The sequence below is a fragment of the Paenibacillus sp. MB22_1 genome (assembly GCF_047200555.1).
In the GTDB taxonomy this organism is placed as follows: Bacteria; Bacillota; Bacilli; order Paenibacillales; family Paenibacillaceae; genus Fontibacillus; species Fontibacillus phoenicis.
Map to the genome: position 1 here is coordinate 327,437 of NZ_JBLADV010000001.1, position 26,249 is coordinate 353,685.

The following is a 26,249-nucleotide window of genomic DNA, read 5'->3' on the forward strand; positions in this document are numbered from 1 at the left end:
TCCAGAAGATCAGGTCGTTGTAAAAGTGCCGCAAAACAGTAACTCTTCCAGTGAGTCGTACTTCTTATGAGATTGTTGGCTTACGAATGTCAAGTAGTCCTGGCGAGAACGAGATATAACTTTCAAAACAATCTCCAATTTCGTAAGAGTTAGAAAAATATCTTCTTAGCGATGATTGGGGCGTTCTGAAAAGTTCAGAGGACAGTTTGTTCACATTCCTGTTTTGGGATGAAAGAAGAAAAGCCTCTGGACGTCAGGTCGGAGCCGATGCGGAAAATTTAATTCCGGGAGGCTTAACAATAAATTGGGAGGTCGTCGAATTGGAAAATCGAAATAAAAAGTTGTTAGCTTTATTTATTTCAGTAGTTTTGATCATGAGTGTGTTATCCGCTTGTGGAGGGAATAACACAAATGAAAATGTACCGACTTCGAATGAACCGGATCAATCAGAAGCTTCGCAATCGCCTGAAGCAACGGATGGAGACGCAGAGAAGAGTGTATTCCCACTGGATGAGAAAGTTACGCTGGAGATGGTAGCTTGTAAGCATCCAAATAATGGACCATTTGATGAAATGGACTTTTTTCAGCAATATGAAGAGAAAACAAACGTGCATATTGATTGGACGGACATCGAATTCTCACAATGTGAGGAGCAACGCAATCTGATTCTTGCCAGCGGAGAGCTGCCTGATGCCTTCTACGGAACGCTTGCGCTGACAGGCAACGATGTCATCAACTATGGCGGTCAGGGCATGCTGGTTCCTCTAGAGCAATACATTACGAAGGAAACAATGCCGAATCTGTCAGCGTTGATCGAGCAGAATCCAAAATATAAAGCCATGTTGACGGCGCCGGACGGACATATCTATTCATTACCGAACATCCGTGAACTGATGCTGTGGCTCTCTCCCGACATGATGTATCTAAACAAAGAATGGTTGGATAATCTAGGACTTGAAGTGCCAACAACAATGGAAGAGCTACGGAACGTTCTGGAAGCGTTCAAGACGCAGGACCCGAACGGTAATGGCAAAAATGACGAAATTCCGTTCTCCTTCCTGTGGGATTTTGCGAACTACAATGTAAATGGCATCGGCTCTTTGTTCGGAGCCTTCGGCAGAGCGGACTCCGCTACCCATATCTTCGTCGAGGATGGCAAGGTGGTCTTCTCCGCGAAGGAGCCGGAGTACAAAGAAGCGATTAAATATTTCCATACCTTCTTCGAGGACGGATTATTTGATAAAGAGAGCCTTGCTCAAGACCGAAATCAACTTCTTGGTAAAGGAAGTGGAACGGAACAGCGTCTGGGTGGCTTCTTCGCCTGGAATGCTTTCTCTATAGTCGGCGTCGACAACGATCCGAAATATGTTGTTGTTCCGGCTCTGAAAGGACCGAACGGGGATCAAGTGTGGAGAAAAACAATGAATAATAACCAGGGCGTTAATCCGTTTGCCTTCTCGATGACAGTCGAAAATCAGCATCCAGAGCTTACAATGCAATGGATCGATCTGTCCTACGCAACGGATACCTCCATCGAAGCAGGTTGGGGCCCAATTGGAACGACATTGGAAGACAAGGATGGTACTTTGACGCTCAAGGATGCACCAGACGGCTTGACAACTGACGAATATGTATTTAAGACGGCACCAGTAGAAGCTCCTTACGCGATTCTAGAGAATACGTATGGTACTCGACTGGCAATGGCTGAAAAGGATAAAGTCAAGATTGACGGTATCAAAGAAAATTATTTGCCTTACATGACTTCAGAAACGTTCCCTCGCGTGATGTTCACTACTGAGGAGTCCCAAAGAATTAAAACGCTGGACACCGATTTGAACAGCTACATTAACCAAACGAGTGCCAAGTGGCTGCTTGAAGGCGGGGTAGAAGAGGAATGGGATAACTACCTGGACGATCTGAATAAGATGAAGGTTGACGAGTTAATCAGTATTTATCAGACAGCATACGACCGCTTCATCAGTGCCCAATAATAATTGCTTTCATAAGGAGGAGTTCCTCTGGAACACTGTTGCCAGAGGGAGTTCTCTATGTAAAACGCAAACAAAAATTAAGATGGGATGGTGTGCAAAAGTTGAAATCTTATTTAAATATTAAACGAATATTGGCTGTATTATTATGTACAGTATTGCTGATTGTATCTTGTTTCGCAGGCCCGACAACTGTAAGCTATGCGGTTGAGGCAAGCGATGAGCTTCCAGAGAATATCAGAATTGATAAAGCTGATTTCGATACGATTCCTGATGTTGCCGAGCATTACAAGCAACTGTTCGGTGATAATGCGGTATCCTATTTCAAAAGTGTAAACGGAGAGAGTCGTATTCAGCGTATTAATTTTTTGCAATATCCAGAAGGCGAATACCTGGAGGTTAATGGGCAGGTGACAATTGACATTCCTGCGATGGATGCGAGAGTATGGCGTCTGTTTGGTGATGTGCGATTCGAGGGTTCCGTTGCACAAACGATGGAGCTTTATGTCATTGACCCAAATGGCGTTGAGACACAATGGACGGTATTCAAAAATGGTGGCTGGAAAGACGGTGTCACAGGATTATATACGAACTATACGAAGATGGGATTCCAGGAATCCAACTCAACAGAAGGAATTACGCATCCTTGGTTAATTAAGGATGAAAACGGCGACGTCATTTATGACGGTTATAAAATGAAAATCGTCGGTAATGGTACGCTTCGAAGTGTCTATCATTGGGAAGAGGAAGGCGTACCGTTGGAATTCGATACATCCGCATGGACTGTTCTCGGAGGAGACAAGGAGATTCTAGATGTATCCGTTGATGTGGATGCGCTTACAAATTTAAGTATGAACGGTGTCAACAAGCTTCCTGAAGAGGTGTTCAAGCGCTATCATGTGAATAGCGGTCCGATCGGCGTTGAGCAAGCAGGCGGTGAAATCACAGTGCTGGACGAGGCCTATCACAAGACAACTAATGATTATGGGTTTATTCCTGGCCGCGGCGCGTTTCATTACACACTGATGACAAGCTGGGCTGGTCTTAAGGAAGATTCGGAGCGTCCTGGCTATGCGGACTTTACAACGACGAAAGAGATTTATGCGAAGAGTCAGCCAGCTATTGATAAATTCGAAAGCTTATATCCATCAATTGGCAAAGATTATGTGCTTACACTTGATGGATGGCCGAAGTGGATGTGGGAGAACCCGAATTCCGGTCAATCCGAGCATTTCGGCACACCGTCTTACTCGAACTTTGATGCTGCAGCGGATGCAGCTGCCCAGTTGATTAAGAGCATCGATACCAGATTCGATGGACTTGGTCCCAAGTACGTGGAAGTCAAAAATGAATCGACCATCCCGCAGGAATGGTGGTTCTTCCAGTCGGAGCCGGAGCAGGCTTGGAGCTATTTGTCCGAGTTCCATAACAAGGTAGCTGAGGCAGTTAAGGCGGAAAATCCAGATGTATTAGTCGGCGGTCCGTCAAGCGCATTCATGTATTTGGAAAAAAATGATTTTGACGAGGCGCGTGCCCAGTTGAAATTTATGGATGAAACAAAAGATTCTCTGGACTGGTACTCTCACCACTTCTATGAAAATTCGAACTTGTTTATTCACGACAGAGAGAACAATTCGGATGGCTTCCTGAGCGGACGAATGGAAGCGGTACTCGATTTGCTCAATGCTCACATGGTGAATACGGATAATGTGAAGCCCATCTATATTACAGAGGAAGGTACTTATAATACAGCCGGTAGTGATGCTGACTATTTCCAGAAGCTGGTTGCTCATAATGGCTACATGCTGCGCTTCATGAACTATTCCGATACGATCGGCATGCTGGTTCCATACCTGTATCCTATTATTAACTGGCGCCCTAACTCCAACGATACGTTCTATAAATATAATGAAACGATGAACGGGTTAATGGAAGAAATGACGCCACTGGAAGCTTATTTGGACATGTGGAAGGATTATCGGGGAGCGTTCCTGCCTTCAGAAGCAGATCAGGAGAGGGTCTACACGAATGCGGTTCGCTACAATGATAAGGTATATGTGGCCGTTCACAATCTCAACACGCAGCGTGTCAATCTTGATCTGAATGTTTTCACAGGAGATGCCAATATTGCAAGCGTGACACGGAAGCACTTCTTCCTTGAGAAGGGGAAGCTGACCTATGAGGAAGAGAATGTTGCAGATTTGGATAACGTGTACATGAGAGTGCAGGAGATGAGTGTTTTCGAGATCACGCTTGATTCCAATCCGTCGTTCACGAAAACGTGGGAGAGACAGTTTGCGTATGCTCCTGAGGAGCTTGTGCCTACAAGCCCAAATGCCCCTGCTGTGTTTAAGATTGAAAGTTTGCCGACAACTCTAGCTAAAGCGACGCTTCGCATAGGCTTCGGCAAAACAGGCAGCGGATTTACGACGGACATGTCCGTTGTTGTCAATCCGGACAATCCGGCAAATACGCAAAACTTCAGTAAGGATCTGGAGTACACGAACAAGCCGGGTGATTTGCTAACCTTTGCCGAATTTGAATTGGATGCGAGTAAGCTGCTGGCGGACAACACCATTCACATTACGATTCCGGAAGATGGCGGCTATATTACAAGTGTACAAATGATTCAGTACGATGAACAGGAAGCTCCAACAGGCGTGGCTACTGATGCGCTTACTGCCTCTATCGCGGATGCCAAGTCGAAGCTTTCGTCAACTGTTGTATCATCTACAGGCAATGAAGTTGAACCAGGAAATAAATGGGTGAAAAAACATATTCACGATACGCTTAACATTGAAGTGATGAAAGCGGAGGTTGTTGCACAGGATGCTTTGGCCACAGACAGCGAAATTAATACAGCGCTAGAAGATCTGACCAAGGCGATGGGGATCTTTGATCAATATACGAAAACGAAGGACACCCCTACAGGTAATCGTGGAGCTAAAATCTCTTTTGAAGACGGAGAAGCAGTAGATTATACGTACAATGTCGATACCGTGACGACAACGACAGACTCACAAGGCGCGACTGACGGCAGCAAAGCGCTTCATACAGAATTTACGTCCTTCACCTCCTATGCATGGGATACAACAGGCACATACTCAGGCAGTCTTGATTTCACAGCGCCAGAGGAAGGCTGGAGTCTGGGAGAGGATCCATTCACATTCGACGTTACGAATCTGAGAAATTACAAGATACAGCTGCGCGTAGAAATTTCGGACACGTCGGACATTAAAGGTACTTATTATTATGCATTAGGAGCAAACGCTTCGCGGAGCATCAGCATTGAAGATTTCGGCGTTGCGGGAGGAACCTGGCTTGCAGATGGCAATTTCCCAAGAAATACGGCAATTGATACAGAGAATATAAAGTTCATTCGATTTTATGTATTTTCTCCAACAGAAGAACCTGTTACAAACGCAGCACTTGCCTTTGACAGAATAATTATAGGCAATGTTCCGAACGAGCCCACTGAGGAGCAGCTGGCAGCCGAAGCGGCGGATGCGTTGTCGGCAGATTCATTAATCTTTGCAGAGGGAGATACGGCACAAGCTGTAACGAAACACATTTCGTTGCCATTAGTCGGATTGCATAATGCAAGCATTACATGGACATCCAGCCATCCGTCGATAGTGACGAATGACGGGGAAGTTTCGCGACCTAGATATGGAAGCGGGAATCAAATTGTAACGCTGACAGCAACCGTCACGATTGGAGCAGCAAGCACAACCAGGGATATTGAAGTAACTGTTCTTCAAAAGACTGCTACTTCTACTTCACCTGGAGGCAATAACAGTCCGATTAATCCAATGCCAAGTATTCCGCAGACAGCTAACGTAGATGTTCTGGTGGATGGCAAGAAGCATGACAATATTGCCGAATCGGTTACAACAAAAGAGGGAGATCGTACGGTTACAACGATTACTGTCGATCAGCAGCTCTTGAAGAACAGTCTGGGCAATATAGATAATGACGCCATCATTACGATTGTTGTTGCTAATAGCTCTGATGTTGTGCACGGCAAGCTTAATGGTCAGAGTGTGAAGGATCTGGAGCAGAAAAATGCTGTTATTGAACTACGGACCGATACTTTCTCATATAAGCTTCCTGTTCAGCAGATCAATATGATCGAATTATTTCAAGAACTGGGCTCGGATGTTAAGCTTGAGGATATATCCATTGATATGAAAATTAGTTCAGCGGCTGCCGATGACACGAAGGCACTGGAAAGCTCAGCAATGAAGGGGGGATTCACAGTTGTGTCCCCACCTGTGAATTTCAATATCACTTACACTTATGAGGGGAAAACGATTGAAGTTGATACATTCAACACGTTTGTTGAGAAATCCATCGTCATTCCGGAAGGCGTTAACCAGACTCAAATTACAACAGGGGTAGTGGTGGAAGAGGATGGCACAGTAAAACCGATTCCAACTAGAATTGTCAGACAGGATGGCAGCTATTATGCAATTATGAACAGTCTGACGAATGGCACTTACACAGTCATTTGGAACCCTGTCGCTTTTCAGGATGTGTCTGGACATTGGGCAGAGAACACTGTGAATGACTTGGGATCCAGATTGATAATATCCGGTGTTGAGGGCAATCGCTTCGAGCCTGATCGCACGATTACCCGTGCTGAGTTTACTGCTATTGTAATAAGAGCTCTTGGCTTAAATGCAGAGGAAGGCGAATCGGCATACAGCGACATTGCCAGAGGAAGCTGGTATGAAGCTTATTTGAATACTGCAACAACGTATGGCTTGATCAATGGCTATGCGAATGGTCAATTCGGACCGAATGAACTCATCACACGTGAACAGGTTATGAGTATCATGGAAAGAGCAATGGAGATTACCGGTTATGAGGCTGTTACGGACATGACCGAAGTGGATGAGATTCTGACAAGATTCAAGGATGGAACCGAAGTGGCGACATATGCGAAAAATGGTATTGCATCCAGCATTAAGGCAGGTCTTGTTATGGGCAGAAGCGAGGATGTACTTGCGCCCAAGGCAGCCATCACAAGAGCGGAAGTAGCTGAGATCGTTCGTAGATTGCTTGTCAATTCTGATTTAATCTAGTTGGGTATAAAAGATGCGTGAGAGACTTCTCTATGGCGGTCTCTCGCGCGTTATTTTTTGCGGGAATGAGAAATTTGTGTTGTATGCTCATTCTTGTTGTCTTCTCGCATCGCTCGGCGATATACCGTAATATCGGGAGAACGCCCGCGTGAAGGTGAACAGATCTGGATATCCGACAGTGAGTGCGATCTCGTGAATGGGCGCTTCTCGGTCTGTTGTGACGAGCTCGTGTGCTTTTGTCATTCGAAGCTTTGTCAAGTAGGCTTTAGGCGGCATCCCAAAGCGCTCACGGAAGGCAAATGAGAAGTGAGAACGGTGAACACCTACCTCGGCAGCAAGATTGTCAACCCGCAGCGGCTCTGCATAATGCAGCTGCATGTAGCGTGCGCAATAGTCGAGCCAGAGTGCTTGGACGGACGTTTCTCCCTTGTGTTGCTCCACTTCAGTTATTGGCTCCTTATGCGGCATGTGCCCGTTTTTTTGGGGGTTTACTGCGGACATTGTTAGCTGATGTCCGGACGATTGCTCACATCCGAGCAGCAACAAATCCAATAGTGCGTATACGTTGCTGAGTTGCTGATACGGTCGTCCGCCCATGGAGGTATGGATGCGTCGTAACAAGATACGAAGCTCTGCATTGAACCGTATGGACATAGACGGCCGACTTTGTGTCAGTCCCAGTGCTTCCACTGCAGCTGAAGTCTGCGGCCCTCCCATTGCAATCCAGCTGAGGGACAGTTCTGGACTGCTTTCTGCCTTGTAGTACCTGTAGGAGACATGGGGGAACAGGACGAACAGCTGTCCCTCCTGCAGCTCGTGTGAGTTTTCTTCATCCTCTAGGCACAGCTTTCCTTTCAGTATGAAGTGGAAGCTGTAACATTCAATTCGCTTCGGCCCGACATCATAGCCCGGCTTCGCGCGGTTGAAACCGGAGCGGAGCACATAGAGACCGGCGCTTCGCTGTAGGTCGCTCGGCACCTGCATGCGGATGTCCGCGTACTCGTGGGTGTATTCCTTCATGTGTCACCAACCTCTGATCTAACATTTTGTTAAACAGTATAACATTATGATATGTAGCCTGTGTACATATTTTGATAACATATCAATAATATCAAATATTTATAGAAGAGAAGGAGTTGGCGAACGATGAAAAAACCGAACATTTTACTAATTACGAGCGACCAGCAGCATTGGAATACGATCGGTGCCTTCAATCCGGAGCTGTCGACACCGAATCTGGACCGTCTTGTGCAAGAAGGGACGACCTTCACGAGGGCGTATTGCCCAAATCCGACATGCACGCCGACCCGCGCTTCCATCATCACTGGACAATATCCGAGTCAGCATGGGGCGTGGACGCTTGGTACGAAGCTACTGGAGGATCGGCCCGTTGTCGGGACTAATTTCAAGGAGGCAGGCTATCGTACGGCTCTGGTCGGCAAGGCACATTTTCAACCTTTAATGGGGAATGAGGAATATCCATCGCTGGAGTCATATCCGCTGCTGCAGGATCTTGACTACTGGCGTCAGTTCAGTGACAGCTTCTATGGCTTCGACCATGTCGAGCTTGCACGCAATCATACGAACGAGGCTCATGTTGGGCAACATTATGCGATTTGGATGGAGGAGAAGGGCTGTACAAACTGGCGCGATTATTTCTTGCCGCCGACGGGTACGATGAGTCCGAAGCAACTGCATCGATGGGACTTGCCTGAAGAGTACCATTACAATACATGGATTGCGGAGCGTACGAATGCGTTGCTTGAGCAGTATAAGAACAATAACGAGAGCTTCTTCTTGTGGGCCAGCTTCTTCGATCCGCATCCGCCGTATCTCGTGTCCGAGCCGTGGGATACGATGTATGATCCCGAGTCGCTGACCATTCCTGAAGTATCTCCTGGTGAGCATGATAACAACCCGCCACATTTCGGGATGACGCAGCAGAAGAGTCCGGACTTCTCGGCTTGGAAGGAGACTGGGCAGGCTATTCATGGCTACCACTCCCACTTGATGCCTGAGTCGGAGCGCAAACAGCTTGTTGCAACGTATTACGGCATGATCAGTATGATGGATAAGTACATCGGACGTATTCTGGATCGTTTGGATGAACTCGGTCTTGCCGAGGATACGATTGTAGTGTTTACAACAGATCACGGCCATTTCTTCGGTCAGCATGGGCTGCAGGCGAAAGGTGGCTTCATGTACGAGGACTTGATCAAGTTGCCGTTCATCGTCCGTTATCCGGGCAAGGTGCCAGCGAATGTACAATCGGATGCGCTCGTGTCGCTTGTCGATCTCGCACCGACGTTTTTGTCATTTGCAGGGCTGCCAATTCCGGTCTGGATGACTGGCGTTGATCAGTCTGCAGTATGGACGGGTAGCAAGAGCAGTGCGCGCGACCATATCATCTGCGAATTCCGACATGAACCGACGACGATTCATCAGCGTACGTATGTCGATCAGCGCTACAAGCTGACGGTTTATTACAATCAGCCATATGGCGAACTGTTCGATCTTCAGGAGGACCCTGGCGAGTTGAATAATCGATGGAATGATCCGTCCTACGCAAACTTGAAGTCGGAGCTTCTGCTGAAGTATGTATGGGCCGAGCTTGGCAAGGAACCGCTAGCGATGCCAAGAATATATCACGCTTAGAAACAGATACACCAGAACCTGAGGTTTCAAAGTGGATAGGGGTTGTTCCCAATAATCGACAGACCATTGAGTCAGACATTGTTTTTTAAATGTTTGGCTCGATGGTCTTTTTTTTTGAACGGAACGCTCAGCGAATCGCCTCTTCTAGGTGATGTAAGTCCAGTCGCGGGGAGTGCCAAGCCTCCAGCCAGCGTGAGGGAGATTAATAATAAAATCATGCAAAAATATAGTAAGGAATGACTGAAATGCTGATGTCTCAACTAAACAAAGCACTTGAGTAGGCAAAGATTTCAAGCTGCATTATTTATGCCAAAAGCAAGCTTATTTATCATGAACGTGCTAGCAGACGGAATCTTGCGTCGCATGCTGAGTAATATTTGTTTCATTAGGTGTGTTATATAATTGAGTTCAGCGAGCTTGTAACAGCGCTCATTTCTATTTTTGATTCCAAGCATTCATCTTGCAACAGGTTAGTGAAATCATGTAAGATCGCATTAACCGGATGAATAGATAGCAAGGATGGTGAAACTGGATTGCGGTCGTTCTTAAGAAAGATTTCGCTTTACCGTTATATCGGAAAGTCCTTATATCGCAAGGTGCTTTTTTCTTTTACACTCATTATTGCACTTATTATCTTCATTCTTGTATATGACTTCTATACACGAACAGCTGCTGATTTAAGATTGCAGGCTGTTGATATGCGTGTGAGTATGACGCAGCAATCGGCCTCGACACTTAACGCGTATCTATCGAATGTAAAGAGTTTTGCCTGGAATTATTTTGGCGATTCCGACTTTCATCAATTTGTACGGGGAATGGAAACAGATCCCGAAGGCCAAAGCTCCTATAGAAGCAAAATTTCCAACTTTTTATATAATCACCCCATTGTGTCTAATGTAGTCATATCGCAGCTGGATGGAGTCTCAATGAGAGTCGGCGGCATGATCAATACCTCTATTTCTGAGGATGAGATGCGTCGATTGAATAGTATTGCTATAGAAGGAAATGGAAGGGGAGAGTGGCTATCTACACATATGTATAGCGTCAGTTCCAATCAGCTGGATTATACACTATCGTATGTGCAGGCTATTCGTAATATTTCTCTGACCTCTCCTGGTCCTATTATTGGTGTAATGATCTATATGCTCTCCCCTGAATTCTTGAAGCAATGGTTGATGGAAATCGAGAGAGATGGTACGAATCGCACATATATCATCGATAAGCAGAACGGAACGATTGTTTACTCTGCCATGATGGATGAGAGAAGCAGTCAGGTTCTATCTGCAGAGGAGCTGGATATGATACGTACAGTAGACAAAGGATATTATTACCGGACAAGCTTCTCTGAAGATCAGCTTATTGTCTTCGAGAGTCTTGGTCAAACAGGCTGGCTCCTTGTATCTGAAGTGCCTGATCGGTTGTTGACGAATTCGGTTAATGACTTGACAAAGCGCACGATGTGGATTGGCGGTTTCACTTTAATGGTCTCCATGCTGTTGGCTGGCTGGATTTCGTCGCGTACCATAACCCCGCTCAAGGAACTGAGCAAAGGGATGAAAGCGATTGAGAAGGGGAATTATTCTGTTACTCTTCCGGTACGAACAGAGGATGAGATCGGCTATTTGAGTACATCCTTCAATCGAATGACACGAGAAATAAATCGTCTGATCAGCAAAGTGTATGAATCGGAAATTGTGAAAAAAAATGCTGAAATCAAGTCGTTGCAATCTCAGATTAATCCGCATTTTCTCTATAATACACTTGGCATCATCGACAGTATTGCTTCTGTGAATGGAGACGATCGGGTGTCAACGATCAGCAGGTCGTTGGCCAAGATGTTCAGATACAATATTAATGGCAATGATGTATCCAATCTAGCAGCAGAATTTCAACAAATACGACTGTATCTGTCGATACAGAAGATACGATTCGATAGTCGTTTGGACTACTCCATATATCTGGAGCCGGGACTTGAGAAGGTGCCTGTTCCGAAGTTGCTATTCCAGCCGCTTGTAGAAAATAGCGTGAATCATGGCATTAGTCCCAGTATTGAAGGAGGAACCGTTCGAGTCGAGGCGGAGCGTATTGATGATGACAGCTTGCAGGTGAGGATATGGAATAACGGAACTATTATGAATGAGGAGCGTCAGCGTTGGCTTCATCATCTGCTGCACGACGGTTCAATTGATGATGAAGGCAAGAGTAGTCACTCTTCAATAGGCTTGAGAAACGTAAAAGCTCGTATACGAATGCTATATGGTTCTCCATATGGTCTTTCATTTAGCAGTGATGAGGAATACGGCACAACCTTTACTATAACGATCAAAATGAGCTTGCCAGAGCAGGAAGGAGAGCAGGATGAACATTATCGTTCTTGATGATGAGCCGATTATCCGTCAGGGTATTGTTCACAAGATTCGACAAATTCAATTGCCCGTTGCAGTTATCGCTGAGGGTGGTGATGGTGTTAAGGGGCTTGAGCTTATAAAGGAATATCGACCGGATGTTATTATTACAGATATTCATATGCCGGGAATGGATGGCTTGAGCTTTATTCGACAGGCGATAGAGCTTGATCCAAAAGTGAAGTTTGTTATCGTTACCGGATATGACCAGTTCGAATATGCTCGTCAGGCGATTCGCCTTGGGGTATGCAATTATCTTGTCAAGCCGGTTGAAGACGAAGAGCTGTACACGACACTCACTACTCTGCTTGAACAGAAGGAATCCGAGATGCAGACTAATCATATGATCAAGGAGCTGAAGATAGTAGCCGAGGTCAGTCAAGAAGCTGCGAAGCAGCAGGCGTTGACTCAATTTCTTCAAGAAGAGGACTTTTCTGTTGCCGTTGAAGAATTAGACGAATTGGCTGCTTATGCGAATAGGTTCACAGCGATCGTTATCCAACTGGAGCCGTTCAAGATGCCGCATGAATCCTTCGGAGTTGAGGAAGAGGAACTCTTGTGGTTCGCTATCAAAAATATTGTAACAGAACGATTTTTAACGAATCGATTACAAGGAATATTTGTCCACCATTCCTTGAGACGTTATGAGCTTGTATACGTGTTGGGTCTTAAAGATGGACAAGATGCAGCGGTTGTAGTCTCAACACTGGAATCTATATCTTTCGGTATTCGCAAATATTTGAAACTAAGCGTTACAATCGGTGTTGGCCCTTATCAGATAGAAATTGCCAAGGTGCAGGAGAGCTATCGGGAGGCGAAGCAACTTGTTCGGAATGCCATTCTACATGGCAGCAATCGCATTTATCAGTTTAATCAAGTGATGGAGTCCTCTCATAATACCCAGCGCAAATCGTTTATCGGGAATGAGGATGCGAAGCTGCTGGGAGAATGGATTAACAAATTGGATACTGATAAAGTACATCGTTGGATAGAACGCCGACTTGGAGCGATCGTACAAGATCCAAGCTCTACTTATCTAATGGTAGAATGGTTCTGTGTGGACTTGTACCTATACCTCAACAAATATTTGCTAGCCAATGCTACCGATTCCAAATGGGCAATCGGAGAATTAGCGGATCTACAGCGCGAACTCCAGCAATCGACCACATGGTCTGACATTATCGATCGAATGAAGCGGCTTGTTACCAATATGATTGCTTTATTATCCAAGCATAGTAGTCTGGAGGGAAAGGAAATTATGGAAGCTGTGCGACTATACCTGGAGCAGCATTATGCCGAGCCGATTCAGTTGCAGATGATAGCGGAACGTTTCTTCATACATCCGAACTACTTCTCGAAGCGCTTCAAAGAAAAGTATGGGGAGTCTTTTGTCGATTACTTGAACAGTATTCGAATGAAGGAGGCTGCAGCCCTGTTGGGTGAAACGAATTTGAAAATTCGTGAAATAAGCGAGCGTGTTGGATTCGAGGATGCGGCCTACTTCAGTAGTGTGTTTCGCAAGTGGTACGGTGAAACGCCAAAACAGTACAGGGAGAGACAGTTGAAAAAATAAATTTTATATGTGGAAGTGGGTGTGACGATGAGGAGCTACAGGCAATGGAGAGCGGCTGTCGTACTTTCCTTATTTTTCTTGTCTTTACTCACAGCATGCTCCAAGCAAGAGACTTTGCACCTCAAAGGAGATTCCTCTCAGCAGGTTGTTGAAATTGTAGTGTGGGATAAGCCTTTTTCAGGTCAAGCAGATAAACCTTATTTCGATCGAATGTTCAAGGAATTCGAAAAGTTGTATCCGAACATACGGGTTATTCATTTGGAAGCGGCGTATGAGAAGGAAAGAGAGCAATTTATGACAGCGGTTGCGGGAGGAGAGCAGCCGGATCTGTTCAATGCGTCTTTTCCGGATATGGAATCCTATATCGATCAAGGCATACCAGCAGATATTACGGAGATGTGGGAGGCGTATGAGGATAAGGATCAATTCTCATCTATTGCGATGAGTGTGGCGACTAAGGATAAGCGAGTATATGGCATTCCCAATTTTATGTATGTGACAAGCCTACTTTATAACAAGAGAATATTCGAGGAGCAGGGATTGAATCCAGCTGAAGCGTTTCGTGATTGGGAAACCTTTGCCTTGGCTGCTCAGGCGGTTACTGACAGGAAGGATAATCGCTATGGATACGCTATTCTCGGAACAGAGTGGGCAGATTGGTTTTTTGAATATTATGTGTGGCAGGCAGGTGGCGATCTTACAAACAAGAATGATGATGGTACAGTCGAGTTGACTTTTACTTCCGAGGCGGCAGTCAAGGCTCTTCAATATTACAAGGATCTTCGGTTTCGCTATATGGCTACACAGTCGAATGTTCTTCAAAGTTTAGACGATAACAAAAAGGATTTTTACTCGGGTAGAGCGGCCACAATGATCACGACATCGAATTGGTTAGGTGAAATGATAGCAGCAGGGATAAATATGGATGACATTGGTGCAACTATGCTACCCGCAGGTCCATCGGGTGATTCCCTTGCTCAGATAGGAGGAGGAATATGGATTCTGAATCCGAATGCCTCCGAGGAGAAGCAAAAGGCTGCGTTTACCTATGCAACCTTTTTTATGTCCAAGTATGCAGTGGAACAACTACTGCAATTTCAGAAGGATAATTCCAGTATGCCGAATTTATTATCAGTTCGTACAGATGTTGATCCTTTCTCTTATGTGGAGGAAATGCCGGAACATCTGATTCATACTATTCAGGATGCGGTAGGTGAAAGTCGCCTCGAGTATTTCCTTAAGGCAAGGCTAAGCCCATATGTTGCCAAAGCCGTTCAGCAGGTGCTGCTGGACGAAGAAGCAGATCCCTTCGAGGTGCTGAGTGAGGCTCAGGAGCTTGCTCAGCGCGAGGTTGTGGACCCTTATAACAGTGAGATAAGGATGCAGACGAGCGGAGCTCCCAGGTAAGGGAGCCGCTCGTTTTTTTTATTGGCTACTTGTATGCGAAAGTTAAGATATTCATATGAACAGCTTAATATTTTCTTACAGTTCCATATCATTGTCTCTTTATAATAAAAGTTGTAAAGAAAAACAATAATAAGAGTTGTAAAGAAAAACACATTATTCGAATGAGGGGGTATATCAATGAAAAATAAGGTGAAACTAATGTCTGTTCTTGCTCTGACTCTCGTTGCATCGCTGTTCATGTCAGCGTGTTCCAGCAATAACGGCGGTAATAATGGTAGCGTTAACAATTTAAGTGGAGGCGATTCGACTTCAACATCGTCTGAGAGTGATAATGTAGTCGAGATCGTGGCATGGGACTTGCCACAGGATGGCGACCCGGCAAAGCCTTATTGGGAGCAAGTCCACAAGGATTTCGCAGAGAAGTATCCGAACATTAAAGTTGAGCATGTAATGCAGACGCTGACAAAGGAAAGAGAGCAGTTCATGACAGCAGTCGTGGGCGGTGAGCAGCCTGATCTATATGCGAATGCGTTCCCGGATATGGAGTCTTATATTGATCAAGGTATTACGGCTGATATTACTGAGTTGTGGAACAACTATGCCGAGAAAGATATGTTCTTGCCTTCCGCAATACAGGCAGCAACAAAAGACGGCAAAATTTATGGCATCCCTAATTTTATGTATGTAACGGGGCTTGCTTACAACAAGCAAATGTTTGCAGATGCAGGACTGGATCCAGCGGAAGCGCTGAAGAATTGGGAATCATTTGGTGAAGCGGCGCAGAAATTGACTGATTCGTCTAAAAATCAATACGGTTATGCCTTGCTTGGCACGGATTGGGCCGACTGGTTCTTTGAATATTATGTATGGCAAGCTGGTGGAGATCTGACAGAGTTGCAGGATGATGGTACAGTAAAGCTGACCTTTACGTCTGAGCCTGCTGTGCAAGCATTGCAATACTATCAGGATCTTAAGTTCAAATACAATGCGACGCAAAAGAATGTCGTACAGAGTCTGGATGAGAACATCAATGATTTCTATCAAGGTCGTGCGGCATCTATGATTGCGCCATCCAACTGGTTCGACGATATGGTATCCTCAGGTATGGATATTGAAAACATCGGGTTCTCTGTATTACCGCCGGGACCTGGCGGCACATCGCCAGCACAAGTAGGCGGCGCGGTGTGGATCTTCAATCCAAAGGCAACCCCTGAGAAGCAGCAAGCAGCGTTTACGTATGCGACGTACCTGATGTCCAAGGAGGTACAGGACGGCTTACTGCAGTATCAGATGGATAACGGTATGTTCCCGGATTTGCTAAGCGTAAGAACCGATGTGGATGCGTCGCAATTTGTAGAAGGCATGCCTCACGATTTGATTGAGAGCGTGCAAGCGGCAGCTGGCGAAGGACGTATGGAATATTTCTTGAGGAGTCGTCTGAGCCCTTACGTTGTAAAGGCCATTCAACAAGTTTTGATGGATGAGAATGCTGATCCGCTGATGGTTATGCAGGAAGCTCAAGACTTGGCACAACGTGAAGTCGTGGACAAATACAACGAAGAAGTTAAAAAATAATAGCCATTGGGATTCTCCTTGTTGGGAGGATCCCGATAGCCATTTTTGAGGTGAGGGAGACATATGTTGCGTAAATTAAACATTCGCTGGGTGCCTGTTCTGTTTCTGTTGCCTTCCGTGATTTGTTATTTACTTTTTAAGTATTATCCGTTATTGAATATGGCATATATCAGTTTTTTTGACTACAGCATCATTAATCCGCCTGGCAAATTTATCGGTTTTGCTAACTACGTCGAATTTTTACAATCAGCTACGTTTTGGCAAGCGATTTCAAATACATTTATCTTTTTCGTCTTATATTTAACTTTGACGTTCTGGATTCCTATTGTTCAGGCATTGTTTCTATATGATATTCGTAAAGGCAACGCGTTCTTCCGTTTCATGTATCAATTGCCGACCATCATGCCGCTTGTAGGCGGGGTTCTTGTTTGGAAATGGATGTATAACCCGGATTTTGGATTGCTGAACTATTGGCTTGATTTCATTGGATTAGGTCCTTATTTATGGTTGAATGATGCAACAATGACGAAGCTTGCGATTGTTCTGCCTGCCGTATTCGCCGGTAATGGTATTTCCCTGCTATTGTATTATTCTGCATTGAAGTCGATTCCAACTGAAATATTGGAGGCGGCCAAGATGGATGGAGCAGGTCCTTGGAGAAGGATGTGGACGATGCTATTGCCTAATATCAAATTTATTATTGTTATTCAATTTATTGCTTTTATGTCAAGCGTACTGCTTGCATATGACAATATATATATTATGACACAAGGCGGACCGGCAGGAAGCACGACCGTAGTGTCCATGCTTGTTGTTAATTCCGCATTCCAGCAATCCCGATTCGGTGTATCCGGGGCTATATCTGTGTTCATGTTTATTGTGATTGCGATATTGACCATCATTCAGAATAAAATTTCTGCAGAAAAGGATTGATCATATGGAACGTACACGCATAAGGGAAAAAGGGGAAAGATCACTCAAGATTACGGCTTATGTTGTGACGATATTGTTTGTAATCTTTGCGTTGATCCCTATTCTGTGGATGTTCGCTTCTTCACTCAAGACCGAAAAGGATATTAATTCCTATCCGCCCAAGTGGCTTCCAACGATTCCCCAATCTATTCAAGTAACGATTGACTACACGGGAATAGAGGAGACAGATCCGGAGTTCTATGAGAAAGACGCCATGAGAGCGATGTGGTATCCATGGATGAAAAATATCCGTGAGAGCATCGGAGATGTGACTGTCACAGGCGTGAAGGATGGTCACAGGATCTATACGGCAGAGACTATCTCCTCCATGTTCTTCGTAGGACAGCAGAAGGTAGTGCCAACAACGATCTTCAACGATAAGATGATGGATAACAAGTTGCCTATCATCCGGGAGAACAAGTATTCCAAGTTCAAATGGGAGGGTGACAAGGGCGAGAGCATTCAGGTATCTCCAGCTATTGAAGATTCTGATTTGTCAGGACGCTTTTTCGAATTCTATCAATCCAATGATTTGGTCAAAGGTCAAGTTGTTACAATTAGCGAGGAATCCAACTGGATTCGCATCTTTAGCAGCTATACGGCGTTGAATAAGATAGCGCAGGATACGGCTGGCTCACTGGGCTTCGCTCAATACTTCTTGAACAGTGCGATTATTACGGTAGCGAGTGTCCTTGTGCAGATGGTACTGGGGGGACTTGCAGGTTATGCCCTTGCTCATCTTATCGAGAGCAAGAGATGGAAGTTTTTCTGGATCATGTTCTTCTTGGCAACAATTATGATTCCCGATATTTCTTTGCTACTTCCGTTATATCTGCTTATGAAAGACTTAAATCTTGTCAATTCCCTGCTTGCCGTTATCTTGCCTCATACCGCTTGGGGGATTGTCATCTTTCTATTCAAAGGCTTTTTTGACCAAGTATCCAAGGAGCTTCTGCAGGCGGCCAGGGTTGATGGTGCTTCCGAGCTTAGAACGTTTATGCAAATTGTTACACCACTGTCTATTCCCATCTTCACAACGGTTGGTGTTATGACCTTTATTCCAGTATGGAATGAGTTTCTTTGGCCGCTTGTTGTTAATAGCTCGCCGAAATATTGGACTTTTACAGTTGCGCTCAACGACCTGCAGAATCAGCCAAGTGTGCTGCAGAACATGTTGATGGCCAGCGCGTTCATATCCATGTTTCCGCTGTTGCTTATTTTCCTTTTTGCACAGAAGTATATCGAGAAGGGCGTTGCATTCTCAGGCGTGAAAGGTTAATTGTTAATCGTTCGATGCACCGCGGAAAGTGAATCTCAGAGCAAGGAGGTAGGTTTGCGATATGAAAGGGAAGATTGCGATCGTGACAGGTGCTGCTGGTGGCATAGGCAGGGGCGTCGTTGAAGTGCTACTGCGTGAGGGATGTCGAGTTGCTATGCTGGATTGGAATGAGGCTGCCGGTCATGCTGCCATGCAGGAGTTGACTGTTGCAGGCGGAGAAGCTTTCTTTGTCCGTGCAGATGTATCCAGTAAGGCGGATATAGAGAAGGCGGTCAAGCAGACCGCCTCACAGCTTGGAGACATCGATATTCTAGTCAACAATGTAGGCACGCATTATTACAGGCAGGTGGATCAGATTCCTTCTGAGGAATTGGATCGGGTGTTCCGAACGGATCTGAAGGGACAGTTTCTGCTTATTCAACAAGTGCTTCCTTACATGAAACGAAAACAGTCCGGCGCCATTATCAATATTGCATCCGTGCATGCCCAGGTCACACTTCCAGGCTTCAGCTCTTATGCTGCAATCAAGGGCGGAGTTGCGGCCATGTCAAGGAGTCTGGCACTGGAGCTCGCGCCATTCGGTATTCGAGTCAATTGTGTTCTGCCTGGATTGACTCGGAATATCGGAATGGAGCGATACTTGCGTTCCATTGCTCCTGAGGAACGAGTGAGAAAGGAAGCTGAGCTGACTCGTAACATTCCGATAGGAAGAATGGCAGAGCCCGCCGAAATTGGCGAGCTAGTTGCCTTTCTTGCAAGTGAGAAATCATCGTATATGACGGGTTCTTCTATTGTCATTGACGGAGGAGTTTCAGTTCGGTTGCATAATGATTACTAAACTACGATACAAGACACTTCAGTGCTGTGTGCTGGAGTGTATTATTTTACGAAATATAATTTATATATAAAATTATATTTGACATAAAAAAATAATGAAATATAATTGAAGTAATTCAACGCAAGGGGGAATGCAGGATGCGTATAACAAATGTTCAGGTGCATGTCATGAAGTCGCTGCTGGAAGAACCTTTTTATTTCTCTCAAGGATGGGTGAAGCAACGTTCATCAGTACTCGTAGAAGTGGAGACGGATGAGGGTATTACAGGATGGGGGGAGTGCTTATGTCACGGCTTGCAGCCGCCGGAGATCGCTGCAGCATTTATTCGGCATGCCTATGCCCCCCTACTAATCGGAAGAGATCCATATGATACGGATGTGTTGTGGGAGGAAATGTACAATTTATCTCGTCCTTACGGTCAAGGCGGGTCAGCCGTTAATGCGATAAGTGGCATTGATATTGCTCTCTGGGATATTAAGGGCAAGAGCTGCGGTCTTCCTGTCAGCAAGCTACTCGGAGGTACATTCCGCACACAGGTCATTCCGTATGCGACGGGCTTCTACCGGACGGAGAAGGGAAAATATCCAACTGATGGTGTGAAAGAGGCCTTGCAGCATAAGGCGAATGGACTTCGTGCCATGAAGCTTAAGATTGGATTTGGCATTGAAGAGGATCTGACTTTGATTCGCTCCATTAGGGAAGCAGTTGGAGAGGACATTCTGCTAATGGCAGATGCCAACGGTGCTTATAACGCCGGATTAGCTAGAAGATTACTGTTGGAATCCGCGTCATCAAACCTATATTTTATGGAAGAATTGCTTGCCCCTGAAGACATAGAAGGCTACAAAGCGATTCGACATTTGACGGGAACACTAATTGCTTCGGGTGAAAATCTGTTTGGAAAGATCGGGTATCGAAACTGGATTGCGCAAGGCGCGCTTGATATCGTGCAGCCTGATCTGTGTTCTTCTGGTGGATTCACGGAATGCAAGAAGATCGCAACACTTGCTCAGGCTTGGAATACGATGATAATTCCGCATGTATGGGGTTCAGGAGTTGGTCTTGCAGCATCTCTTCAGTTTATTGCTTCACTGGCTCCTGCACCTTTGGGTCTTTTTCCGGAAGAACCGATGCTGGAATACGATCAATCCTCCCACCCATTCCGAGCGGATTTAATCGGACATGCCATTACCATGCAAGATGGAATGGTATCAATACCCGATGGACCTGGCATCGGAGTGGAAATTAATCGTGAGATTGTTGAGAAATATGCTGTGAAGGTTTGAAATGAGCAGTGAATTGGTGAAACTTGAAGGAAGGTATAGAATGAAACTGATCGTTATTGATTGCGGCACAACCAATTGCCGCATGAGACTGTTGGATGGCGATACACTGCTAGCAAGTATTACGAAGCAAGTAGGGGCAGGAGATACAGCACAATCTGGCAGCAACAATGGATTGAAGCGGGCATTGAAGGAAAGCTACGAAGAGCTAGCGGCTGCTGAGCCAGAGCTTATAAGTGAAGTCCATGACATTGTAGCTTCTGGGATGATAACTTCAAGCGCGGGATTGATGGAGATTAAGCACCTTCCAGGACCGATTAAGCTGTCTGATTTCGCAGGCTCGATTAGGCGATTCGCATTCCCGGAATTGTTCCCTCAGCCTGTATTGTTCATACCTGGCGTAAGATTCAGCGGGGAAAAAGAGACGGATCGCGATATGATTCGCGGCGAGGAGACCGAACTGTATGGTTATATGGAGCATATAGCACCGAAGGAAACGGGGGTCAAGGGACGTCTGTTCATGCATTACGGTTCTCACCACAAATGGATCAAAACTTGGGAACGATCCATCGTAAGCTGCAGCACGTCTATATCGGGCGAACTGATGATGGCTGTCATGCAGCATACGCTTCTGAAGGACAATACGTTATCACTTGACGAAGTGGTGCCAGATTCGGAATGGGTACGGAAAGGGCTGGAGACGGCTAGGCAATACGGTACTGGTCGAGCTTTCTTCCAAATGCGAATGCTGAACGTGCTGGACAAACATGACAAACAGGTTTCGACTAGCTTCCTGCTCGGGGTTATTGTTGCCCAGGATCTGACAATGCTGACCGATGAGATGCTGTGTGACGTGGAGGTTATCGTCTTATATGGAAGAAGTTTGTTTCCTTCCATCGTTGTACCCATTTTACAAGAATTTTACCCGAGCATTGCCATTCGGGTTGTGCCAGAGGAAGAGTCTAGCCGGTTAAGTGTTCGCGGTGCGGCGAGTTTATATCGGCAATATAAAGAGGAGATGAGCATATGTTAACTGTACAGCAACAAATCGAAACGAGTAAAGTAGTTGCCATTCTTCGAAATGTACCGCTAGACAGATTGCCGAGAGTTATGGAAGCACTTTATGAGGGTGGTATTCGTGTAGCCGAAATTACGTTAAATTCGGAAGGTGCCCTTGATGGCATTCGTATGATGAGGAAAACATACGAGGGAAGGATGGCGATTGGCGCTGGGACCGTTGTATCGATGGAGAACGTTAAGCAAGCCATTGACGCAGGTGCTGAATTTCTGATTTCCCCCCATACGGACGAGCGAGTTATAGAAGCAGCACTATCTCACTCCGCTATTCCTATTCCCGGAGCAATGACACCGACTGAGATTGTTCGCGCCACTGGAGCTGGGGCACGGTTTGTGAAGCTGTATCCATGCACTTCCTTCGGTCCAAGCTATATGAAGGAGCTTATGGCGCCCTTGAATACCGTCAAATTTATCCCGGTGGGAGGCATAACTGCCGATCTCGCAGCTTCATACATTAAAGCTGGAGCTATTGCGGTCGGAGCCGGAAGTGGTTTGGTTTCACATGGTGATGTGATGTCACATAACTATGCCGCCATCACATCAAATGCACGGAAACTTGTTCACAATATTGAATCTCTGGATTGAACAGTGGTAGGATAGATATATGCAACGTATGGAGGAATCGTTCACGCGATTCCTCTTTTGGCATGAATGGGACAAGAGGAGGTGTTGTTGCTCATGCAGCATAGCGTCTTATTCCGAACGGATCGAGTGCCTTTCGTGGACAATGTAGGTTTGTTCAGGACGAATGCGTTATGGTCTCATATGGACCGTGTGCTGCCTCACGACGTCATGATTTTTGTCAGGGAAGGGCTTGTTCACATTATTGAAGATGATATCGAGTACTCTATATCTCCTGGAGAGGTGTTTTTGATGAAAAGGGGAATCCGTCATTATGGCTTAAGAAAAACGTTGCCAGGTTCGGAGTGGTATTGGATCACGTTCGGCACTCCCGAGACGGAAGAGACAGGCTTGGAGAATGTGGATATGCGGGGGGAAAGCCTAATGATTGACCATCTGCCTCAAGCCATAGATCTGAAATGGTTGAAGGTAAGCGATTTTCAGGGCACCTGTGTCCGACTGAACAAGCTTCTTCATCACTACACGATGGGAACAGTCTATGACAAGCTGAAGTTGAATATTGGCACTCTTGATTTGCTTCTTGAATTATACCGGGATGTAACCGATTCCAATAAAAAGCGACATAAACTGCTAGATGATGTTAAAACGTTCGTGTATCGGCATCTCCACGAAGATATTCGCTCCGAGCAGCTAGCAGAGTCTTTGCAAATGAACTATTCGTATATGAGCAGAGTGTTCTCCAAAGAAGCGGGTATGTCCATCCGAAGATTCATTATGGAAGCGAAAGTGAAGGAAGCGATTCGCTTGTTCAGTGAAAGCAACCTCAATATCTCTCAGATCAGCGGAAAGCTAGGCTACAACAATCCGTATTATTTTACTCGGATATTCAAGCAGGTGACGGGATATAGCCCCACGGATTATCTTAAGAAGGGGTATTACGACAAAGGGATCTTTCAATAAACTTGGGTCTGTCCAAAAAGTCAATGGAGATTTGAACTGCTACCCGTCAAATAGACAACACAAAAATTAAAAGTCAGTTAAACGGCCTTGATCCTGAATTCCATGGGACTGAGGCCGTTTAGTTTAGCTTGTAGTCATTCGTAGAGCCGATATGACCAGCTTCGATCTCATGAATAATTGCAACTTTCTCTGAGGCTATATGCTCTTTTTTAGACGTAGAAATGCTCCCCTACAGTAACAGGTTTTATTGTTTCACCTGTCTACCGTATGGGGAGCATGTCAGATTGTTGGATAGCCTCAGTTTTCTGTTGCAATTAAAGGACTAATTGGGCATCCACAGCATATTGAACCTCATTAAATGAGAGGAAGCCAGACGGACATGTCGGTTTGTCCACGATTATTCCATGCATAATAAGGAACAAGCGTTATTTCGATCTCCGTCATATCAAGTGACTCAAAAGGAGTGTATAGTGTATTAGAATAATCCTTTTGTGCGATCTTCAAGGCAGTACCCTGCAATCGAGTGATGCCTCCAAGCAGTTCACGATCATAGCAAGCCTCGAATTGTGTGCTGATCGGTATGCGAATTTGATCGATGGCAACATCTTCAGGCAGATCTATACTTTCCAGGCAGTAGACAAATGGTCCATACATGAAGGCAACCTGTCCGCGATCTTCCTCTACCATCGGATTGGCTGCAATTCGTTTCACTCGCATAGGCAGTAGAAGCTCAATCTGATCATTGGCCTGCCACTTGCGTTTCAATTCGTGATAGGTGCCAGCTTCTACATCTCCCTGTTGAACACCATTGACCTTCACCGTTGCACCATCAGCCCACTGTGGAATGCGGAGATGGATGGACGTTTCAGTGTTCAGTGAGTTGTTAATCGTAATCGAAATCGTCTCCTCTGCAGGGAAGTCAGATTTCATCGTCAGGCTTAGTGTTTCACCGGATGACAGTGTTGTATTTAACTCATTACCACTATACAGATGAATATATAAACCATCGTTCGATTGTCCGTAAGCCCATTGATGGAGTCTGGCTATCGTACGAAGCACCTGTGGAGGGCAGCAATAACAGGTGTGTGTGAACCATCTTGCAGTTCTGAAATGTTGAGTTTGTGGTGAATGATGGTTGAATAGCTTGCCGCCTCTTGTCTCCAATGGATTTGTATAACAGAAATGATGGCCGTCAAGTGTCATGGAGCCTAGCAGGCTATTGTATACAACCTTCTCGAACGCATCCATATACTTCGGCTCCTGCGTTAGATTGAACATACGCATCGCCCACATAGCATTACCGATATTCGCACACGTCTCTGTATAAGCAGAGCGGTTGGGCAGATGATAGTCGGTGCCGAATGCTTCCCATATCTTGTCCCCATTTGGAGATAAACCATTGTAGATAGAACCGATACCGCCCGTAAGATACATCTTCTTGGTGTACATGTTGTTCCATATCTTTTCCAGAGCGCGCATAACTGCTTCTTCGCCCGTGTGAGAATATACATCTGCAGCGCCAGCGTACAGATAGACGGCTGTTACAGCATGTCCGGTTGCTTCTGTCTCTTCCCGTAGTGGAGTGCGATCCTGATTTTGATCCTCGCCGCCGTAACCTGCGCCTCTCATGGTCATAAAGATATCAGCGAGCTTAAGATACGTCTCATTGCCCGTAATGCGATAAAGATCTACAAGTCCCATAATATTGGAAGGATTCCAGCCATAATGGATGAGATGCTTCGGACACGGATTGAAGATTTCATTCAAATAATTGGCGGCCTTCACCGCAACATCTAGAAAGTTCGACTTGCCGGTTGCTGTGTGATGTACGCATGCGGCAGTTAGCAAATGACCAAAGTTATAATCTTCATGGTAGATGCGCTGTCCCCAGCGCTTCTTATGGCTCAATTGAATGTTGGTGCTGATATAGCCGTCGGGATCTTGTGCCTTGGCGATAAAGCCAATGTATTTATCCATTTTTTGATCCAACGCAGCATCCTTCGTAATGGAATAAACATGTGCGCAAGCTTCAAGGAATTTATAACAATCCCCATCGGACCAATCCTCGCCGTAATGCCGGTCTGATTTGAGTCCAGCAGCTACCTCAAAGTTAGGCAAATATGCGCCGTTTCCCTTGACATGAAGGGCCTTCTCCATGGATTCAATCATCTCTTCATGGCATAGATGGAAGCGATCCGCCCAGAACCCTGTGGTCCATTTGACATCGGTCATATTTAATGGTTTTACTCTTCTCATATCCTTTTCCACGATATAACCTCCTGTTAAATCTGAATTGTCGTTCTGTCTTCATTTTATCGATATTTTGGTACAAACAGCCATGCATTATACCATACAATTCTAGTACTTCTTTTACTACTTGAAAGGGGTGGCGTTGATTCATTTCGGCAGTTGTTACCTTCGGCCAATTATCACGCATCACATGAATTCACTAGTTCTATTAAAGAGAAAACGTGGGGACTATTAGTATTTGCCATACTCGGACCAGCTATTGTGTTTTACCGCAAACTCTAGTGTGCTATTAAAAAAACGTTGACATCCTCAAGTGAC

General features: G+C 45.4%; 16 protein-coding genes. 14 read left to right on the forward strand and 2 right to left on the reverse strand.

The window, feature by feature from the left end; all coding sequences use genetic code 11:
* Positions 1 to 320 precede the first annotated feature (320 nt).
* Positions 321 to 1,991, forward strand: a complete 1,671-nt coding sequence (locus ACL02P_RS01470) for a sugar ABC transporter substrate-binding protein (RefSeq protein ID WP_412836675.1) — start codon at positions 321 to 323, stop codon at positions 1,989 to 1,991.
* Between the two features lie 92 nt (positions 1,992 to 2,083).
* Positions 2,084 to 7,075 carry an S-layer homology domain-containing protein gene (locus ACL02P_RS01475; protein ID WP_412836676.1) on the forward strand — a complete coding sequence of 1,664 codons (4,992 nt, stop codon included), beginning with the start codon at positions 2,084 to 2,086 and terminating at the stop codon, positions 7,073 to 7,075.
* A gap of 87 nt (positions 7,076 to 7,162) precedes the next feature.
* Here the strand turns inward: ACL02P_RS01475 and ACL02P_RS01480 are convergent, their stop codons facing one another.
* Complete coding sequence (locus ACL02P_RS01480) at positions 7,163 to 8,095, reverse strand: AraC family transcriptional regulator (RefSeq protein WP_412836677.1); 933 nt, start codon at positions 8,093 to 8,095, stop codon at positions 7,163 to 7,165.
* A gap of 126 nt (positions 8,096 to 8,221) precedes the next feature.
* Between ACL02P_RS01480 and ACL02P_RS01485 the strand changes: the two genes are divergently transcribed.
* From ACL02P_RS01485 to ACL02P_RS01540, 12 genes are all read left to right on the forward strand, one after another.
* Positions 8,222 to 9,730 (forward strand): sulfatase, encoded by a 1,509-nt coding sequence (locus tag ACL02P_RS01485; RefSeq protein WP_412836678.1) that lies wholly within the window; start codon positions 8,222 to 8,224, stop codon positions 9,728 to 9,730.
* 533 nt (positions 9,731 to 10,263) lie between these two features.
* Positions 10,264 to 12,108: a sensor histidine kinase gene (locus ACL02P_RS01490; RefSeq protein ID WP_412836679.1), complete on the forward strand. Its 1,845-nt coding sequence runs from the start codon at positions 10,264 to 10,266 to the stop codon at positions 12,106 to 12,108.
* Positions 12,089 to 13,708, forward strand: a complete 1,620-nt coding sequence (locus tag ACL02P_RS01495) for a response regulator (protein WP_089550019.1) — start codon at positions 12,089 to 12,091, stop codon at positions 13,706 to 13,708. The genes ACL02P_RS01490 and ACL02P_RS01495 overlap by 20 nt, the downstream gene beginning before the upstream one ends.
* Before the next feature lie 27 nt (positions 13,709 to 13,735).
* Positions 13,736 to 15,115, forward strand: a complete 1,380-nt coding sequence (locus ACL02P_RS01500; RefSeq protein WP_412836680.1) for an extracellular solute-binding protein — start codon at positions 13,736 to 13,738, stop codon at positions 15,113 to 15,115.
* Positions 15,116 to 15,292: 177 nt separating this feature from the next.
* Positions 15,293 to 16,690: an extracellular solute-binding protein gene (locus tag ACL02P_RS01505; protein ID WP_412836681.1), complete on the forward strand. Its 1,398-nt coding sequence runs from the start codon at positions 15,293 to 15,295 to the stop codon at positions 16,688 to 16,690.
* Between the two features lie 63 nt (positions 16,691 to 16,753).
* Positions 16,754 to 17,623 (forward strand): carbohydrate ABC transporter permease, encoded by an 870-nt coding sequence (locus tag ACL02P_RS01510; protein WP_412836682.1) that lies wholly within the window; start codon positions 16,754 to 16,756, stop codon positions 17,621 to 17,623.
* 4 nt (positions 17,624 to 17,627) lie between these two features.
* Positions 17,628 to 18,941, forward strand: a complete 1,314-nt coding sequence (locus ACL02P_RS01515) for a carbohydrate ABC transporter permease (protein WP_412836683.1) — start codon at positions 17,628 to 17,630, stop codon at positions 18,939 to 18,941.
* Positions 18,942 to 19,002: 61 nt separating this feature from the next.
* Positions 19,003 to 19,779: an SDR family NAD(P)-dependent oxidoreductase gene (locus tag ACL02P_RS01520; RefSeq protein ID WP_412836684.1), complete on the forward strand. Its 777-nt coding sequence runs from the start codon at positions 19,003 to 19,005 to the stop codon at positions 19,777 to 19,779.
* A 137-nt stretch (positions 19,780 to 19,916) separates the two neighbouring features.
* Positions 19,917 to 21,065 carry a mandelate racemase/muconate lactonizing enzyme family protein gene (locus ACL02P_RS01525; protein ID WP_412836685.1) on the forward strand — a complete coding sequence of 383 codons (1,149 nt, stop codon included), beginning with the start codon at positions 19,917 to 19,919 and terminating at the stop codon, positions 21,063 to 21,065.
* Positions 21,066 to 21,105: 40 nt separating this feature from the next.
* Positions 21,106 to 22,095, forward strand: coding sequence for a 2-dehydro-3-deoxygalactonokinase (locus tag ACL02P_RS01530; RefSeq protein ID WP_412836686.1), 990 nt, complete (start codon positions 21,106 to 21,108; stop codon positions 22,093 to 22,095).
* Complete coding sequence (locus tag ACL02P_RS01535) at positions 22,089 to 22,724, forward strand: bifunctional 4-hydroxy-2-oxoglutarate aldolase/2-dehydro-3-deoxy-phosphogluconate aldolase (protein ID WP_412836687.1); 636 nt, start codon at positions 22,089 to 22,091, stop codon at positions 22,722 to 22,724. Before ACL02P_RS01530 ends, ACL02P_RS01535 begins: the two co-directional genes overlap by 7 nt.
* Positions 22,725 to 22,817: 93 nt before the next feature.
* The gene (locus ACL02P_RS01540; RefSeq protein ID WP_412836688.1) at positions 22,818 to 23,681 is read left to right on the forward strand and encodes a helix-turn-helix domain-containing protein; all 864 of its coding nucleotides are present in this window, start codon (positions 22,818 to 22,820) and stop codon (positions 23,679 to 23,681) included.
* A gap of 354 nt (positions 23,682 to 24,035) precedes the next feature.
* On the opposite strand, the gene ACL02P_RS01545 is transcribed toward ACL02P_RS01540, so the two are convergent.
* Positions 24,036 to 25,949, reverse strand: a complete 1,914-nt coding sequence (locus ACL02P_RS01545) for a glycoside hydrolase family 127 protein (protein WP_009225445.1) — start codon at positions 25,947 to 25,949, stop codon at positions 24,036 to 24,038.
* Positions 25,950 to 26,249: the final 300 nt, after the last annotated feature.

Bases quoted from the DNA above. Each gene is read 5' to 3' on its own strand.
- ACL02P_RS01480 (WP_412836677.1), bottom strand. From the start codon at position 8,095: ATGAAGGAATACACCCACGAGTACGCGGACATCCGCATGCAGGTGCCG.
- ACL02P_RS01485 (WP_412836678.1), top strand. From the start codon at position 8,222: ATGAAAAAACCGAACATTTTACTAATTACGAGCGACCAGCAGCATTGG.
- ACL02P_RS01495 (WP_089550019.1), top strand. From the start codon at position 12,089: ATGAACATTATCGTTCTTGATGATGAGCCGATTATCCGTCAGGGTATT.
- ACL02P_RS01500 (WP_412836680.1), top strand. From the start codon at position 13,736: ATGAGGAGCTACAGGCAATGGAGAGCGGCTGTCGTACTTTCCTTATTT.
- ACL02P_RS01505 (WP_412836681.1), top strand. From the start codon at position 15,293: ATGAAAAATAAGGTGAAACTAATGTCTGTTCTTGCTCTGACTCTCGTT.
- ACL02P_RS01510 (WP_412836682.1), top strand. From the start codon at position 16,754: ATGTTGCGTAAATTAAACATTCGCTGGGTGCCTGTTCTGTTTCTGTTG.
- ACL02P_RS01515 (WP_412836683.1), top strand. From the start codon at position 17,628: ATGGAACGTACACGCATAAGGGAAAAAGGGGAAAGATCACTCAAGATT.
- ACL02P_RS01520 (WP_412836684.1), top strand. From the start codon at position 19,003: ATGAAAGGGAAGATTGCGATCGTGACAGGTGCTGCTGGTGGCATAGGC.
- ACL02P_RS01525 (WP_412836685.1), top strand. From the start codon at position 19,917: ATGCGTATAACAAATGTTCAGGTGCATGTCATGAAGTCGCTGCTGGAA.
- ACL02P_RS01530 (WP_412836686.1), top strand. From the start codon at position 21,106: ATGAAACTGATCGTTATTGATTGCGGCACAACCAATTGCCGCATGAGA.
- ACL02P_RS01535 (WP_412836687.1), top strand. From the start codon at position 22,089: ATGTTAACTGTACAGCAACAAATCGAAACGAGTAAAGTAGTTGCCATT.
- ACL02P_RS01540 (WP_412836688.1), top strand. From the start codon at position 22,818: ATGCAGCATAGCGTCTTATTCCGAACGGATCGAGTGCCTTTCGTGGAC.